We start from the raw sequence: 17460 nt of genomic DNA on the forward strand, positions 1-17460 counted from the left end.
TGATTATGCGAGAGGTTTATTGTCGCTGGTCTGAACTTCCTATCAGATAATGATCCAATACGTCAATTTGACACCTATGTCATCATAAACAACCCAATCTTCAGCTAACTTGTTCCTGAAAAAGTTCTGATCATCTAATTACTCTTAGCTCATTCTATTAATAAACAGGGAATTCTTGTTCCAAGCCTTTGAAATTATCTATCATCTCCCATCTTGACTTAGCGGCATTAGGGGAGATTCTTGAGCCGGTATTTCCTGTTCTTATGTATTCCATAGCGACTTTAAACCTGGTTTCTTCACTATCTCCCCAGTTTTTGGAAGGAGCATCTGGAGCAGAAATGTTGACAGGAAATCCATCAAAGTAATCCGCTCGACCTTCGGCATTGTCTATGGCAAAAGTAATTGGGACAATTTCCACATCATTTGCAGCTAAAGTTCTATTCAGAGAACTCAAAGGAAAAGAACCTACAGGTTTACCGAAAGTATTGTCTCCGACAAGAAACACATCCATGTAAGGATCCAAACTATTGATCAACAATTCAGAGGCGGATGCAGACCCTCTTGCTGTTATGAAAATAATTCGGCTGAGGTTTAAATTTCCTTTCTTGGAAAAATTGACCGTTCTGTTATTGTTAGACCTCAAGGCATTGTGTCTATTTGTGTACATGACGCTGCTTGCCGCATTGGTAGGTACCAAATAATTCAAAATTTGTTCTGTCACTGCCACTGAACCTCCACCATTATATCTCAAGTCAATGATTATTTCATCAATTCCCTCTCCTATAAAGTACTCAAAAGTATCTTCTACTTCTTGGCTTCTTACAGGATTTGTAAGGCCTGGTGTCTGACGGAAACTTTGGTAAACCCAATAGCCAATTTTTTTTCCTTCCTGCTCAATGACATCTTTATACAATACCGAATTCGTTTGGAAAGCTGATTTTGGAATGGTTGTAGTTTTTTCACTTCCATCAGGCAACTTCATTTTGAAAGTATTTGTAAAACCTATTTCATTTGGCCCCAATTGAAAATTGTAGCCATTAGCAGTTCTGTATTCTGCAATAGGCTTCCCGTTTATTTCCAATACCTGCCAACCTCTTTCCCATCCATCCACTCCAGCTGGTGACAAATCATACACGAATGATACAAACATATTTTCTTCAGCATCAAGCGAAAATCCGAAACCATGAACACCCGAAGCTTGTCCTGTAAATGAAGCCTCAAAAGCTGCCCTTGTAGTGATGTATGAAAATCTATCTAATGGTTTGAAAATGATTCCATCGAGTAATTCTTCATTGGAATTGAATTGGCTGACATCAATATTGGTAGCCAACTCTGAATTCCAAAAATACCAATCTCTCATAGATTGAACGATCGCTTCTTTGACTACATTTTCAACTTTTACGGGATCTGGGTTTTCCTCTTCTGGGTTGCAAGCTAGGACAGTTACAAAAAGACAAAAGAGAATAATAACACGAGGGAAGTACTTGATATTCATTTGCATATTTGGGATAATGGATACGTGCTATAAACGATAAAACTGAATCAGTTGGTTCAAATCATAAAATCATAAACTTTCACCTTATTCCACTTGGTAGAATTTCTTTCTATAAATTTCAGATGCATCGGATCTACCTGATATTCACCCTGATCTTCGAGAGAATCGAAAAATAAAGTACAAGCGACCTGATAGCTGTGATCAACGACATCTCTTGCTTCAGTAGGTGCAGGCTGGCCTATAAAAAACTCTCCTACAGTAGGGCATTTTCCTAGAACAGATGCTTCTTTTAGGAAATTTTCAACATTTTCATTTTCATTCAACCAAAAAAATACTTGATGGATCATTTTTCCTTTTTTCTTCTGACTTGCCATCAATGCACCTGGTAAAGAGACTGTAGCACCAATCAAGGCTGCTTTTTTGATGAATTTTCTTCTTGATTTCATATTAGATTGTTTGAAAGTTATAAATATAAAAATTTAACTTGCTCCTTGAAATTTTATAGAAAATTAAAATAACACATTATGAATTTTAGAACCTTAGGAAAGACTGGTTTTTCCATTTCAGAAGTAAGTTTGGGAACGTGGCAAGTTGGTGGTGGCTGGGGAGGAACTTTCAATCACGAGGTTGCAAATAAAATTATCCACAAGGCTATTGACCAAGGGATTAATTTCATAGATACAGCTGATGTTTATGATGCTGGATTGAGCGAAGCAGCTGTGGGCAAAGCTATCAAGGAGCGCTCGGAAAGAATATATGTTGCAACCAAGTGCGGAAGACAAATCAATCCCCATATCAATGAAGGATATACTCCCGAAGCTTTGAGAAAATACGTTGAAGCTTCATTGAAAAACATGGGATTAGAAACTTTAGACTTGATTCAGCTACATTGTCCGCCTACTCCAGTTTATCAAAGAGATGAAATTTTCGGACTTTTTGAAAGATTGAAGGAAGAAGGGAAAATTCAAAACCTTGGAGTAAGTGTAGAGAAAGTTTCTGAGGGTTTGGATGCATTGAAGTACAAAAATGTTTGCAGTATTCAAGTGATATTTAACATGTTCAGAATGAAGCCTGCGGAGATTCTATTTGAGGAAGCAAAATTGAATAATGTAGGAATCATCGTTCGTGTTCCATTGGCTAGTGGACTCCTTACAGGAAAACTGAATTCAAATTCCACATTTGATCCTGAAGATCATAGGACTTTCAACCGTGATGGAGCTGCATTCGACAAAGGGGAAACTTTCTCAGGAGTGCCATATGAAATAGGTCTTCAAGCAGTAGATGCACTCAAAGATATCTTCAAAGGAGATGTTTCATTGGCTTCTTGGGCATTGAAATGGATCTTGATGTTTCCCGAAGTGAGCACAGTCATCCCTGGAGCATCCCGTGAAGAACAGATAGTCTCAAATGTAAATGCAGCAAGCCTTCCACAAATCTCCTCCGAAAATCTCAAAGCAGTCCAAAAAGTATATGATGACTTGATCAAAAAAGAAGTACACCATTTGTGGTAGTTGTTTTGGGGGTTTTAGAATTTAGATTTTAGAATTTAGATTTTAGATTTTAGATTTTAGATTTTGGATTTGAGATATGAGTGTCATGTCCTAACCCCAATGGGCCTGCCTGGCGTCAGACAGGGTTAAACTTTAAATAGCCTCGGGTCGCAACCCGGGGATTAATGATGATACTTCTTTAATCAATAGAAAAAAGTGTCAAGTATTTTCAGGACGTGACACAAGTTGTGAGAGTATTAAAAAACCCCGAAAGGGGTTAAACTTTAAATAGCCCCGGGTCGCATCTCGGGGATTAATGATGATACAGGAAACAACAACCCCGAAGCGGGTTGAACTCCTCTAATTGAAACAAAAAAGTGTCATTTAAATTCATAACAAGGCAATCCCTCCAATACTAAAGTCAATAAACAAATAACCTAGTAACTTAATCAACTAGTCACAATGCAAAATAAATCATCAAAAAAGGTACTGATCATTACTTATTATTGGCCTCCATCTGCAGGATCGGGAGTTCAGCGATGGTTGAAATTTGCCAAATACTTACCTGAATTTGGATGGGAACCTGTGATTTTCACACCTGAAAACCCAGATTTTGACTTGAAAGATGAAGGTTTGCTCAAAGAAATCAATCCGCAACTGGAAGTAATTAAATTCCCCATCTGGGAACCATATGGATTATTCAGAAAACTGAAAAAAGAAAAATTGGCTGACACTTCCAAAGTGTTGGAAAAGAAAGAAAAATCCTTGCTAGATAAAGCTGGAATCTGGGCAAGGGCTAATTTTCTGATCCCTGATCCGAGAATTTTCTGGGTGAAACCAGCAGTTGGATTTCTGGAAGACATTATCAAAAACAATCAGATTGATGCCATTATCACCACTGGGCCACCGCATAGCTTACATTTGATCGGTCGTAATCTCAAAAGAATAACCAAACTCCCTTGGATCGCTGACTTTAGAGATCCTTGGTCGCAGTGGGAGTTTCTTGATACCCTGCCCATGACCGCACCTGTTAGAAAAAAACACGAAGCCTTAGAGAAATCAGTTTTGGAGGAAGCTGATGCTGTCACAACCATTAGCCCAACTTTTCGGGAAGATTTGGAAAAAATAGCTGGAAAAAAGATTAAGCTGCTAACCAATGGTTTTGATCCAGATGATCTTCCGAACAATTGGTCTCTGGAAAGTCCAAAAACCGATAAAATAGAAATTGTCTATACGGGTGTGATTGATGCTATCAGAAACCCAATTCCGTTTTTGGAAGCTTTAAAGAACGTTTTTCAACAAAACCAAAAAGAAGTTATTTTGAGATTTGTTGGCAAGGTTTCTTCTACCGTTCTAGAATTTGTCAAAAAAGATATTTGGCTAAGCGAACATGTGGCTTTTGAAGGATATGTTAGTCATGAAAAAGTCTTTGATTACTACAGAAATTCGAACTTACTGTTATTGATCTTAACTGACACAAAGAATGCGAAAGGAAATATACCTGGCAAACTCTTCGAATATATGGCAACTGGAAGGCCAGTATTGGCTCTTGGAGATGTCAATGGTGATTCTGCAAAAATATTGAACGATGCTAAAGCTGGGCAAGTATTTGCACACACTGATCAGATTGGAATTCAAGAGTTTCTAAATAAATTTGACCCTGATTCAAGTGAAGAGAAAGGAAATTCCGTAGATCAATATTCTAGAAAAAATTTGACAAAAACGTTGGTAAAAACCCTAAATGAAATCTAAAATCCCCTTTCTTGACCTCAAGCAGTTTCCTGACCATCTTAAAGAGGAGCTCAAAGAGAAATTTTCTGAGCTGTTGGATAATGGAATTTTCTCGGGTTCAGATGAAGTCATTCGGTTTGAACACAAGTTAAGTCAATTCTTAGATGCCCCCTTTGTTGTTTCATGCTCGAATGGAACTGACGCTTTGGAATTGGCTTTGAGAGCTTTGGGAATTAGCCAAAATGATGAGGTGATCATTCCAGCGATGTCATGGGTATCTACTGCTGAAGCCGTAATTATGGTTGGCGCAAAACCCATATTTATCGATACAGACATATCAGGTTTGATGGATTTGGAGATTTTGGATCATTCTTTTACCTCCAAAACTAAAGCAATCATTCCAGTACATTTGTATGGGAAAATGCTGAAAATGGAAAAGTTGGTTCAATGGGCAAAATCAAAAGGAATATTTGTCATTGAAGATGCTGCACAGGCTTTGGGGGCATTTCAAATGGGAATCAGTGCCGGCCTTCATGGAGATATTGGATGTTTTAGTTTCTATCCAAGCAAGAATTTGGGGGCTCTAGGTGAAGCAGGTGCATTGATTACCCAAGATAAAACACTGGCAGAAAAGCTTAAAACTTTGCGAAACCACGGACAAGAAATTCGTGATCATCACGTCAGTGTTGGCAGAAATGCCAGAATAGATACCATTCAGGCTGGTTTTTTGAATGTTATTCTCAATCATTTTGAAAATTGGCAAGCAAAAAGAAAGAGTCTAGCCAAGATTTATATGCAAAACCTAAAGGATTTGAATTGGATTCAACTACCGCTAGGAACAGATCTTTCCGATCACAATAACCATCTTTTTGTGATAAGAACTCAACACAGAGATCAATTGAAAGCGTATTTGAAAGAAAATGAAATCGAAACTGCTATCCATTACCCACTGCCTATTCCAGAAATTGCTCCATACCAGACAACCGAAAGTTTTCCTCAAAGTAGCAAACTCGCCAAAGAAGTGCTCTCCCTCCCAATCAATCCATTTATATCTGAACTAGAAGTCAATCAAATCTGCCAAATCATCAAGAGTTTTGATTTAGAATAGCATTAAAAATTTTTCCAAATCGAATCAATATCTCCTCTCTTGATTCATTAGTAAATGATTCAACTTCCAAGATTTCTTTTTTAGATTTTAATAGAATCCTATTCTAGGTCAATTCCCACAATCCTTACAGTTTTTGACTAACAAACATTATTCTACCTGATTCTCTTTTGACAATATTTTGTTCAATTGCAAGATCTACAACGTACCTAAGGATGGCATCAATCTGTTTTCCAACTTTTGCGAAGCCAAATCTCCTTGACAAGTAGCGCAAGAGTTCCTCTTCGTCGATACTCAGATTATGAGACACTACTTCTTCCAATGCTACCAAAATTTCCTCTGGAGCAATATCTTCCATATTTCGTTTTTCGGAATCGAAATCCCGATAAAAATCCATTTTTGGAATACTTCCCATTCTCCAGTAGAAAGGCTGGTGGTGCGTGATTCTTTTCGTATTTACCTCTTGAATGATACCTTCCAGATGATTATCTAGCTTAGCTCCTGCCCTGCTGATATTCCATGCCAGCAACAATTTCCTAAATAAAAACGCCCTACTTATTGGCCCTTCTACTTCGATGGTTTCCAGCATTTGTTTTTTGAGTTTTTCCCTGTATTTGACATCATAGATAGTCTCACTATTGGCAAAAGCCATTGGTACTATCTTATGCGATATATACGGAACTTGGAGAGAAACTTCTTGATAAAGTTTTTCTTCATAAATGTCTTCGGCAGGAATAACCTCAATTAAATTCTCGTCTTCGCTTAAGGACTCTTGAAAAGGAATTTCTTCATTTGCATCCAGCAGAAGCTCGATTCTTTTGAGAATTTGATTTACGATTTTTGGGGAGTTTTCATACCAATCCATCGTCCAAACCCTGAGAATATTCCAACCGAGAGATTTTAAGACCGAAGGCATTACCATTTCTCTGTCATTGGTCGTTTGTGCATTGAAATAATAGTGGCCATCCAAAACTAAGCCCAGAATGTATTCTTGAGGTTTTTCGGGATGAATGACTGCAATATCCACTTTGAAATTTGAGGTACCTATGTTGCATTTCACATTCAGCCCATTTTCCCGCAACTTTCGCCCAATTGCTTCTGATAAATGTTTCTTATCTTGATTATTTAGAATTTGTTCAGGTTGAATCATCAAATGTCCTTTTTCGGCAAAATTCAAAAATGCCTTCAAACCAGCCACTCCTTCAGAAGACGTACGACTCAAGTCAATCTGATCAGACCTTAAAGTGCCAAATACCTTCATTTCATACCTTGCCCGAGTGACCGCCACATTTAGCCTTCTCCAACCCCCATTTCTATTCAAAGGCCCAAAATTCATACTGAGTTTTCCATTTTCATCTGGACCATAACCTATGGAAAAGAGAATGATATCCCTTTCATCCCCCTGTACATTCTCAAGGTTTTTTACAAACAATGGTTCTGCACTTTCATTTGCATATTCCTCCAGCTTGATATCTGACATAAAGAGCAATTGCAATTTGTCTTCAACCAAACTTTGCTGCGTCTGACTGAAAGTCACCACGCCAATGCTCAATTCCCTCTTCTTTGGATCGTTGAAATGCGCTTGAATGTAGGCTACAATTGCATCTGCTTCATATCTGTTTGTCCTTGATTTTCCCTTATCATAAAATCCCGGAACATGCTGATACTGTACTTTCCTATTGAGGTCATCTGCTGAGGGAAAGGTCAAAAGCTTGTTGTCATAATAATTCACATTACTAAAGGCTATCAAACTTTCGTGTTTGCTCCTATAATGTCTCAAGAGATACTTCGAAGGTATGGATAAGGAAAGGCAATCATCCAAGATACTTTCCAAATCTTCTATGTCCATATTTTCTTCATCTACTTTGATAGTACTGAAAAATGATGTCGGCGGCATCTGTTTAGGGTCACCTACGATGATGGCTTGCTTTGCACGGGCGAGTGCACTGATTGCTTCACACGTTGGCAATTGGGAGGCTTCATCAAAAATCACCAAATCAAAATGATTCAAATCAACATCAAAGTATTGAGCAACAGATATCGGGCTCATCAGCATGCAAGGTGCTAGTCTTGGGAGCAATGTAGGAATCTGATCAAAAAGTCGTCGAATACTCACCCCTCTCCCTCTGTTTTTGATAGCGCGTTGAAGAATTCCAATTTCCGAAGTTTGCATAGCCTCGATTGAAGTGTTGGGAACATTGGAGGCCAATTTTATCCTCAATTCCTGAATTGTCAAATTTCGAAAATCTAATGCTATCCTTTTGTATTGTTCAATCTTGCTCTCAAACAAATCCACATTAAATAGACTCAAAGATTCATGCTGAGCAATGACATGTTCGGCGATTGACCTGTGGGTGGTGTAATGAAAATAGGAATCGATATTATTCGACTCACAGGAATTATTGTAAAATGCATCAATCAGCCATTGTAGCTGAAGCTCTTTACCTTGATTTGTAATATGGACAAAATTCATCCATGTTTTCAGTTCTGGCAAGTGGACTTGAATTTGGGTCAATTGATCTTGCGCTTGTTTTAGCCAATTTTCCTCATCATCGAATGCAATCCCAACCAATTTTTCAAAACCAACTTCTTCTTTGGATGAATTATCAGAAAGTCTTAGAAATTCCTGAAACAATTTAGCTTTTGGAGAAAAAATTTCTCCAGAATACTGAAAATCTTGAGCTGAAAATGCTTGTAACCACTGGGTCAGCGAATGGCTTCCCCAATGCTTCATCAATTGTGTTAGCTTCTTAAATTCATTTGTCTTTTTTTCTAAATCAGCTAAATCAGTTTGTTCTTCCTTATAGAGATTGCCCAATACTTTGGTAACATCCACAAACCTATTCTGCTGCAATGTTCTATGAACTTCCTTCAGCTGTCTGCTCTGCGCAAATAGTTTTTCTACCTCAGATTCTTGGCGTATGACATTATTCTTATGAATTGTGAGTTGTTTTTTCAGCTTGTTTTTCTGCCACCATTGGGACAAGAACCAACTTTGTTTTGCATGCTTCCATTGCAATTCCATCGTTGACAAATCCAAATCCAAAATACTCCTATTATAATCAGTCAAGATACTTTGAAGCGTGTTTTGATAATTTCCGAAATGTTTGAGCCATTCTTCGAAACATTCAAAATTACCTCTATTTGAGAGGTAAATACACAATTCCATTGGCATATCAGGAAACTCACCAACGATTGAAACTACTTGGACAAATTGGTTGTAATCCTTTTTTGATGAAGTGGAAAATGGAAACTGCAACGCAGTGACCAGTTCATATTGCTTCTTTTGCAAGGATTGAAAGGAATCAAGCAGTGAGTTTATCTGATTTGATATGGTTTCATTGATAGATGGAGAATATTGGGAGATTCTCAAAGGTTCCAAAGGATTCTCTCGTGGATGAACCACTACTTTTGCCAAAGATTGGAACTGTGGCAACCAGTCAGTCCACTCCTGCCATAACCTTGTCGTCAACTTTTCAAGAATCAACTCTGGAATCAAATTCCTTGTAAAAGCATGTTTTTCGAATTCTTGCAACGCTGAGATACTTTCATACAAGCTCCAACCAACTGGCTGAATTTGATGAAGGACATTTACGTATTCACTGATGGCTTGCTTTGCACTATCCAACCTTTCTGATTCTTGGACAAAATCCGCAGTCCGGGCAAGTCTTGCAGATTCCATGGATTTCCCTAGCTGCTCCAGGACATCAGATTTTCTGGATTTGTTGGAATGCAATTCCAAAGAAAATGCTCCCAAGCCAATCTGTTCGAGTCTTTTGTGGACGACATCTAGTGCTGCTTTTTTGGCAGCAACAAAAAGAACCCGCTTTCCTTTGAAAAGGGCATCAGCAATGATATTTGTGATTGTTTGTGACTTTCCTGTTCCGGGAGGACCATGAAGAATAAAACTCTCCCCTTGACTAGCAGTCAGTACTGCTTCCATTTGAGAAACATCCGCAGGAATCGGTAATGCAATGGATTGTGATCGTATGGTATCTAGGCTTTTGGCTTCGTTTTCCATATTTCCTTCATTGAATACCAACTTTCCTTCCACCAAGCTCCTCACCATATCACTTTTCAGGATGTCTTCGGAATGTGCTACAATATCCTTCCACAAGATCAACTTACTGAATGAAAAGTTACCCAGCACGAGCTGCTCTTCTACATCCCAACCTTTCAGCTGCATAACCGCCCTTCTCAAAATACCCATCACTTTGGCTACATCCACGCCATTGTCATCATATGGTAATTGCTCAAGCGCTCCTAGATTGAGTTCATATTCCTGTCTAAGAAATTCCACCAAAGTAATATTGATCATAGTTTCTTCCTCACGGCTTTTGAGGACAAACTTGCTATTGATAGATCTTCGGCTTATTTCTACAGGAATCAAAAGTACAGGCGAAAATCTAGCCTGATCTGGTGTTTTTCTATCGTACCATTTCAGCAAGCCGACTGCAAGGTATAGCGTACTAGACCCATTTTCTTCTATAGCCTGCTTGGCATTTTTGTGAATATATGTAAGGATATTGTCTAAATCCTGCTGATGATAATGGGTCAATAACTTGTTGAATTTCAACTCTTCACTAGCCTGCTGATAAAGTGGAGATGAGCTATGTAGTGGTGATGCAAAGTGGTTGTATCTCCGTAGAATTTCCGCTTGTTGATTTGGCAGAATGGAAAATGATTTTCCTTCTGACAAGGTGTCTTCAAAGTGACTAATGTCAATATCTACGAGCTGCAGCATATTGCGGGTCATCCGCAGATTGAGCAAATTGTTTCGCAGGGATAAATCAAGTAAATTTCTTTCCCAGATTTTCTGCTTAGTTTTTTCGTGCGAACTATCCAACAATTCATCTTGATAGATAGTCCCTATTTCAAATCTGTCCTCTAGGTTTGTGGTATTTTTCTGTTTGAATACTGCCGTGTCATCAATTTTCAGTTCGTCTCCTTCATAAGATAATGGCAAAGGTCTTATGAAAGCAGTGCGGGCTCTTTTGATATCAATCGACAAAATAAAGTCTTCATTCTGAACCAACTGCGACTCTCCCATAGCCAACGCATCGCCAAATCCAGTGTTACTTCCAAAGCAAATACTCGTAGCTTCGAAGGCTACCATTTCTCGAATTCCTTTAGAAAGACGTTTGGTAATGGCTGTTTTATCATCATTGACGATTTCCGAGAACTTATCATCATGCAACCAGCATCCCACAAAAGCATGACCTTCCAAAATGATCAAAACAGGATTTAAGCTGACTGCTTCCAAACATGCTGCAAAAAGCAAACTTAAATCAATACAGTTTCCAAACTTTTCATTTTGGATCGTATTCAGCAATCTCAACCTTTGTCCCCGCTCCTCATATCCTGGAGGAAGTGCACTGTAAATGATGTTTTCACTTTGTACTGCCGCGTATATTGCTGAAATAAGCTGCAATACCCGCTCCACATCATTTCCTTGGTATCCTTCAAAAGCCGTTTTCAATCCTCTCTCTTCCAAAATTTCGACAGCCTTTCTTTTGATCTTATATACATAGGGATGATTAGGAGTGACAAAAGCTGCAATCAACTCTGGCAGCACCTGAAACCCTCCAAAATATTCCAAAGGGTGAATGTCCACCGAAAAAGTATCCATTAGAACAAATTCCCCTTCTTCAAAAACCTCAATTTTAAAAATAGCTTTTTCTGTTTCTGAGAGATCTGAAAGAAAATGTCTATTGACTATTAAAGAATCCAAAGGAATATTTAAATCACTTTTGGCAGGGATATATGGAATAGAGAAGATAAAAGGTTCTATACAATCAATATCAGCCTGGATTCTAATTTCTACTGATAGAGAATCATTTTCAGCAGAATTCTCTATCAGCAGTGATCGAATGAGCTTTTTATTATTCAAATACATTGAAATGTTCAGATAAGGAAGCACTTCTTTGTGTATGACAAGTTTTTTAAATTCTTTCATAAATGTGAAAAATTTTTTACTCCTAAGTGATGGGTTAAAATCAATCTTCTAAACTAATCTTATCCACCTAATAAAAAAACTGTCAACAGAATAATTTAATGCATCAGTATATTCTTTTGAAAAGTAATCAATTAGAGATTTTTACTGCAACACAGCCAAAGCCAAGTGCATTCTGAGTTCCGAAGCCTCCATAGTACCCAAGTTCCTGAAGTAAGGGCGAGGCTTTAAGCTTAAATTCATATTGGTAAGCAGTAAGCGCAATAGGTTCGTTTTCGAAATCTTTGAAGATTACTCCTTTTTCTTCGATTTTGGAGATAGGCTCAAATTTAATTTCAGGACAAAAATCTTCAATTTTTTGAATCTTTTTCAGTTCAGGAAAAAAGCTGGAAAACCTTTTCAGCAACTGTTTTTTGAAAAGTATAGCATATTTTTCTTCACTTGGCAGAATATATTCCATTTCTCCAGAGCTGGTTTTATTTGCAAGAAAAACAGGCGTGACTGTTTTATAAACCATTTCATCTTTGAAAACCATTTGAGGAACTTCGTTTATTTCGCATAGGCTATAATCAACCACCTCTCCAGAATAGACAAATGAAATCCTTTGTCCTTTTAGCAAATCGGTTAGATAACTAATCGTAGATTGATCAATCAAAATCCTCAAATCAAGCCACGCAATGTCACCAAAATGTGTCAACTCCATTTTTTCTTGATCCTCTTCAAAATAGTCAAAATTCAGATTAGAAAAAGTAAACGGGAAAAATCGCTGTGTATCGGATTTCACTCCATATATACTTTTCATCGAATTCTTATCCGCCTGTTCGAGGATATTTTCCAAAGCGGCAGAGAGTTGATATTGATAAGCTTGAGATATTTTATTCCCTTTGCTTTCTTTTTTTAGTTTGATCAAAAATTGCATTATTCACCTATATTTTTCGAAAGTGCAACTTAGCGACAAAACACATCACAAAAAATACCAACTAGTTGGTATTTTTTGTGATTTTTCAATTTTTTTTGATCTTTTTTGATGTTAAAAAATGGGGTTTTGTGCTCCTATCCCAAAAAAACAGTAAAACAACGAGCAAATGGCAGAAAACAGTAAATTCTACTGATCGTTGCAGTCCAGAGCAAAACAATCGCAGCTTTAAGGATTCAAAACCAATTTGTTATATACAACAATGTTTTATTATTTGCTACATCCCTTGGTTAGTGTCATCACCGAGCACATTTGTGAATTGCTCTCAAATTAGTACCTTCCTTAGGGAATCACAGCCTCTATTCATGACTTGATTGATTTTGTGTTGTTGTGAATTGCTTTCAAATTAGTACCTTCCTTAGGGAATCACAGCCCATAATCATGTGCGTTCAATCCATGTTTTGTTGTGAATTGCTCTCAAATTAGTACCTTCCTTAGGGAATCACAGCAGGAAAAGGAAATAGGGAACAAGAGATATCGTTGTGAATTGCTCTCAAATTAGTACCTTCCTTAGGGAATCACAGCGCTGAGTTTGTAGCTAACAATGACGCTGTCGTTGTGAATTGCTTTCAAATTAGTATCTTCCTTAGGGAATCACAGCTTTGGATGATATTATTTCAAATGATATGACGTTGTGAATTGCTTTCAAATTAGTATCTTCCTTAGGGAATCACAGCAGAGGATTTCGAAATTATGAAACTGAGGTAGTTGTGAATTGCTTTCAAATTAGTATCTTCCTTAGGGAATCACAGCACAGCCCTTGCGCTTAGTAAGTCTCATGCGGTTGTGAATTGCTTTCAAATTAGTATCTTCCTTAGGGAATCACAGCTGGTTAAAAGAAAAGGAGGTTTCCAATGACGTTGTGAATTGCTTTCAAATTAGTATCTTCCTTAGGGAATCACAGCTACCTGAACTGTATATTAATATTGATTGAAGTTGTGAATTGCTTTCAAATTAGTATCTTCCTTAGGGAATCACAGCTTTTAAGTTTATCAATCACCAAACCTTTTTGTTGTGAATTGCTTTCAAATTAGTATCTTCCTTAGGGAATCACAGCGATTGAAATAGACGATCTGACGGATAAATAGTTGTGAATTGCTTTCAAATTAGTATCTTCCTTAGGGAATCACAGCAATCCTCTATTTGGCTATCTCTTAAACCCTGTTGTGAATTGCTTTCAAATTAGTATCTTCCTTAGGGAATCACAGCATCCGAAACATGATTCAGGTTCTTTCTATTGTTGTGAATTGCTTTCAAATTAGTATCTTCCTTAGGGAATCACAGCTGATTTCTGAGGCAACAGATAAAATAGCAGTTGTGAATTGCTTTCAAATTAGTATCTTCCTTAGGGAATCACAGCAGAATTTGGTTCATTGATTGATTTCAAAGTGTTGTGAATTGCTTTCAAATTAGTATCTTCCTTAGGGAATCACAGCTTAAGTCTATGAATGCAGCTGAGCTCAAAGGTTGTGAATTGCTTTCAAATTAGTATCTTCCTTAGGGAATCACAGCGTTTCCCAAATATCCGGGATCCTGTTTTATGTTGTGAATTGCTTTCAAATTAGTATCTTCCTTAGGGAATCACAGCACCTGAAGATGACGAACCTTTACCGTTTTAGTTGTGAATTGCTTTCAAATTAGTATCTTCCTTAGGGAATCACAGCTGAAGTTCTAAAATTTTGTCCGCCCAAATTGTTGTGAATTGCTTTCAAATTAGTATCTTCCTTAGGGAATCACAGCAATGCGTTGAATAATCATTTAAAGAATTTGGTTGTGAATTGCTTTCAAATTAGTATCTTCCTTAGGGAATCACAGCGGAATCGTTAAAGGCATCGCACAGGTGATGGTTGTGAATTGCTTTCAAATTAGTATCTTCCTTAGGGAATCACAGCGTAGAGCTAAATGACGATGGTACCGCTACTGTTGTGAATTGCTTTCAAATTAGTATCTTCCTTAGGGAATCACAGCCTTCGGGCATTTTGGCAGCTGACACTAGAGTTGTGAATTGCTTTCAAATTAGTATCTTCCTTAGGGAATCACAGCCATCAATGTCGATTATACTCTCCAAGTGGAGTTGTGAATTGCTTTCAAATTAGTATCTTCCTTAGGGAATCACAGCTTGTGAGCAACTGATAAGTATCTGATACCTGTTGTGAATTGCTTTCAAATTAGTATCTTCCTTAGGGAATCACAGCTGCCATATTTATTTCTTCTCTTTGATATGCGTTGTGAATTGCTTTCAAATTAGTATCTTCCTTAGGGAATCACAGCGATGTTTCGGGGGATAAATTGGAATGGGTTGTTGTGAATTGCTTTCAAATTAGTATCTTCCTTAGGGAATCACAGCCTACCTATTTGACACAATCAACAAGGTATTGTTGTGAATTGCTTTCAAATTAGTATCTTCCTTAGGGAATCACAGCTTCAAGTTACTTGCACCATCTGAAGGGTCTGTTGTGAATTGCTTTCAAATTAGTATCTTCCTTAGGGAATCACAGCGAAGCTCAGTTATCAGGTGACCACCGAGCGTTGTGAATTGCTTTCAAATTAGTATCTTCCTTAGGGAATCACAGCAAGTCAACAAAGTAATTAACTTAAAAATAGTTGTGAATTGCTTTCAAATTAGTATCTTCCTTAGGGAATCACAGCATAATTGTTTGTAAACAACACTTTTCCATCGTTGTGAATTGCTTTCAAATTAGTATCTTCCTTAGGGAATCACAGCAACTAGTCATCCCAACATCTTCTATTTTCAGTTGTGAATTGCTTTCAAATTAGTATCTTCCTTAGGGAATCACAGCGTCGTGGCACTTCTGTATGCAATTGCATGTGTTGTGAATTGCTTTCAAATTAGTATCTTCCTTAGGGAATCACAGCTGTACAATCTAAAACATGGTAGTTTGAATAGTTGTGAATTGCTTTCAAATTAGTATCTTCCTTAGGGAATCACAGCCCCATTCGCCATTTGATAATTCACATTCAAGTTGTGAATTGCTTTCAAATTAGTATCTTCCTTAGGGAATCACAGCATGCAATTGCAGGTTCAAGCGTAGGAACTCGTTGTGAATTGCTTTCAAATTAGTATCTTCCTTAGGGAATCACAGCTTCTTCTGGAATGTTATCTGTGTTGATTTTGTTGTGAATTGCTTTCAAATTAGTATCTTCCTTAGGGAATCACAGCATTTATTGATATTTATCTTGTTTACTTCCTGTTGTGAATTGCTTTCAAATTAGTATCTTCCTTAGGGAATCACAGCATAGTCGGCTTGTTCGTCTATTGTTGAAGCGTTGTGAATTGCTTTCAAATTAGTATCTTCCTTAGGGAATCACAGCAAAAGATTAAAATTGAGAAGTGATGAAAGCGTTGTGAATTGCTTTCAAATTAGTATCTTCCTTAGGGAATCACAGCTTTGAAAAACAGTAAAAGACACAAAAACGTGTTGTGAATTGCTTTCAAATTAGTATCTTCCTTAGGGAATCACAGCTCGCTGGTTTTGCTTCACTATCTTCACTTGGTTGTGAATTGCTTTCAAATTAGTATCTTCCTTAGGGAATCACAGCACATAGAGCTGTTTTGTTTAATCGTACACGGTTGTGAATTGCTTTCAAATTAGTATCTTCCTTAGGGAATCACAGCTAATGATCTAAAGCCTCTATTTATTAATTGTTGTGAATTGCTTTCAAATTAGTATCTTCCTTAGGGAATCACAGCGGTGACAATTCGATTAGGTTCTCAAAATGGGTTGTGAATTGCTTTCAAATTAGTATCTTCCTTAGGGAATCACAGCATAGGTATTGACAAACAGCAATGTTTCAAGTTGTGAATTGCTTTCAAATTAGTATCTTCCTTAGGGAATCACAGCAAAGCAAACAATTTTAGATATGGTCTTGGGGTTGTGAATTGCTTTCAAATTAGTATCTTCCTTAGGGAATCACAGCCTTGGGCTTTATTTCACCCAAGACCATATCGTTGTGAATTGCTTTCAAATTAGTATCTTCCTTAGGGAATCACAGCTTATCGTTCTGAACCATAGCCGTATTTTTTGTTGTGAATTGCTTTCAAATTAGTATCTTCCTTAGGGAATCACAGCATTCTCCATTTTTCGCCAGATCCAACTTTGGTTGTGAATTGCTTTCAAATTAGTATCTTCCTTAGGGAATCACAGCTTGAAAAAACAAAACCTAATAGATGATAGTGTTGTGAATTGCTTTCAAATTAGTATCTTCCTTAGGGAATCACAGCACAACTTGGAATCACCAAAGAACATTTGGGTTGTGAATTGCTTTCAAATTAGTATCTTCCTTAGGGAATCACAGCGTGGAAAGGGGGGAGGGCCTGTTTGTCATGGTTGTGAATTGCTTTCAAATTAGTATCTTCCTTAGGGAATCACAGCAGGCTAAAGCAATTGAGTCCAAGCCAGAAAGTTGTGAATTGCTTTCAAATTAGTATCTTCCTTAGGGAATCACAGCCTTCTACGTAGTCAGGATTTGCGATTTCGGTTGTGAATTGCTTTCAAATTAGTATCTTCCTTAGGGAATCACAGCTTGTGTAACCTAAAGACTTTAACATCTTGAGTTGTGAATTGCTTTCAAATTAGTATCTTCCTTAGGGAATCACAGCGAAATGCCCCTCCGTAAGAAGTGGCTTCCCGTTGTGAATTGCTTTCAAATTAGTATCTTCCTTAGGGAATCACAGCTACTCCTCTATCA

Annotated in this window: 7 protein-coding genes and 1 CRISPR repeat array (1 of these 8 cut by a window edge); of the genes, 3 read left to right on the forward strand and 4 right to left on the reverse strand. The window is 37.5% G+C overall.

Annotated features, from left to right (window positions below; genetic code table 11):
* Positions 1-157: 157 nt before the first annotated feature.
* Both MM236_RS09030 and MM236_RS09035 read right to left on the reverse strand, forming a co-directional pair.
* Positions 158-1501 carry a S41 family peptidase gene (locus MM236_RS09030; RefSeq protein ID WP_369415199.1) on the reverse strand — a complete coding sequence of 448 codons (1344 nt, stop codon included), beginning with the start codon at positions 1499-1501 and terminating at the stop codon, positions 158-160.
* Between the two features lie 50 nt (positions 1502-1551).
* Positions 1552-1941: a Dabb family protein gene (locus MM236_RS09035; RefSeq protein WP_241274641.1), complete on the reverse strand. Its 390-nt coding sequence runs from the start codon at positions 1939-1941 to the stop codon at positions 1552-1554.
* Between the two features lie 78 nt (positions 1942-2019).
* Here MM236_RS09035 and MM236_RS09040 point away from each other — a divergent pair, with 78 nt between their 5' ends.
* The 3 genes from MM236_RS09040 to MM236_RS09050 all read left to right on the forward strand — a co-directional run bounded on the left by MM236_RS09040 (position 2020) and on the right by MM236_RS09050 (position 5824).
* On the forward strand, positions 2020-3006 hold the full coding sequence (locus MM236_RS09040) for an aldo/keto reductase (protein ID WP_241274642.1): 987 nt from the start codon (positions 2020-2022) through the stop codon (positions 3004-3006).
* A gap of 441 nt (positions 3007-3447) precedes the next feature.
* Positions 3448-4737 (forward strand): glycosyltransferase family 4 protein, encoded by a 1290-nt coding sequence (locus MM236_RS09045; RefSeq protein ID WP_241274643.1) that lies wholly within the window; start codon positions 3448-3450, stop codon positions 4735-4737.
* The gene (locus MM236_RS09050; RefSeq protein ID WP_241274644.1) at positions 4727-5824 is read left to right on the forward strand and encodes a DegT/DnrJ/EryC1/StrS family aminotransferase; all 1098 of its coding nucleotides are present in this window, start codon (positions 4727-4729) and stop codon (positions 5822-5824) included. Before MM236_RS09045 ends, MM236_RS09050 begins: the two co-directional genes overlap by 11 nt.
* Before the next feature lie 124 nt (positions 5825-5948).
* Here MM236_RS09050 and proA read toward each other — a convergent pair whose 3' ends face one another.
* A complete protein-coding gene (gene proA, locus MM236_RS09055) occupies positions 5949-11777 on the reverse strand; it encodes an anti-phage protein ProA (protein ID WP_241274645.1) in 5829 nt (1942 codons plus the stop codon).
* Between the two features lie 127 nt (positions 11778-11904).
* Positions 11905-12684: a CRISPR-associated endoribonuclease Cas6 gene (cas6, locus tag MM236_RS09060; RefSeq protein ID WP_241274646.1), complete on the reverse strand. Its 780-nt coding sequence runs from the start codon at positions 12682-12684 to the stop codon at positions 11905-11907.
* Between the two features lie 317 nt (positions 12685-13001).
* Positions 13002-17460: a CRISPR direct-repeat array (repeat unit 46 nt; unit sequence GTTGTGAATTGCTTTCAAATTAGTATCTTCCTTAGGGAATCACAGC) (it continues 366 nt past the right edge of the window).

Origin of the sequence: Belliella calami (genome assembly GCF_022549695.1) — a bacterium.
Taxonomy (GTDB): domain Bacteria; phylum Bacteroidota; class Bacteroidia; order Cytophagales; family Cyclobacteriaceae; genus Belliella; species Belliella calami.

Bases quoted from the DNA above. Each gene is read 5' to 3' on its own strand.
- MM236_RS09030 (WP_369415199.1), bottom strand. From the start codon at position 1,501: ATGCAAATGAATATCAAGTACTTCCCTCGTGTTATTATTCTCTTTTGT.
- proA (WP_241274645.1), bottom strand. From the start codon at position 11,777: ATGAAAGAATTTAAAAAACTTGTCATACACAAAGAAGTGCTTCCTTAT.
- MM236_RS09050 (WP_241274644.1), top strand. From the start codon at position 4,727: ATGAAATCTAAAATCCCCTTTCTTGACCTCAAGCAGTTTCCTGACCAT.
- MM236_RS09040 (WP_241274642.1), top strand. From the start codon at position 2,020: ATGAATTTTAGAACCTTAGGAAAGACTGGTTTTTCCATTTCAGAAGTA.
- MM236_RS09035 (WP_241274641.1), bottom strand. From the start codon at position 1,941: ATGAAATCAAGAAGAAAATTCATCAAAAAAGCAGCCTTGATTGGTGCT.
- MM236_RS09045 (WP_241274643.1), top strand. From the start codon at position 3,448: ATGCAAAATAAATCATCAAAAAAGGTACTGATCATTACTTATTATTGG.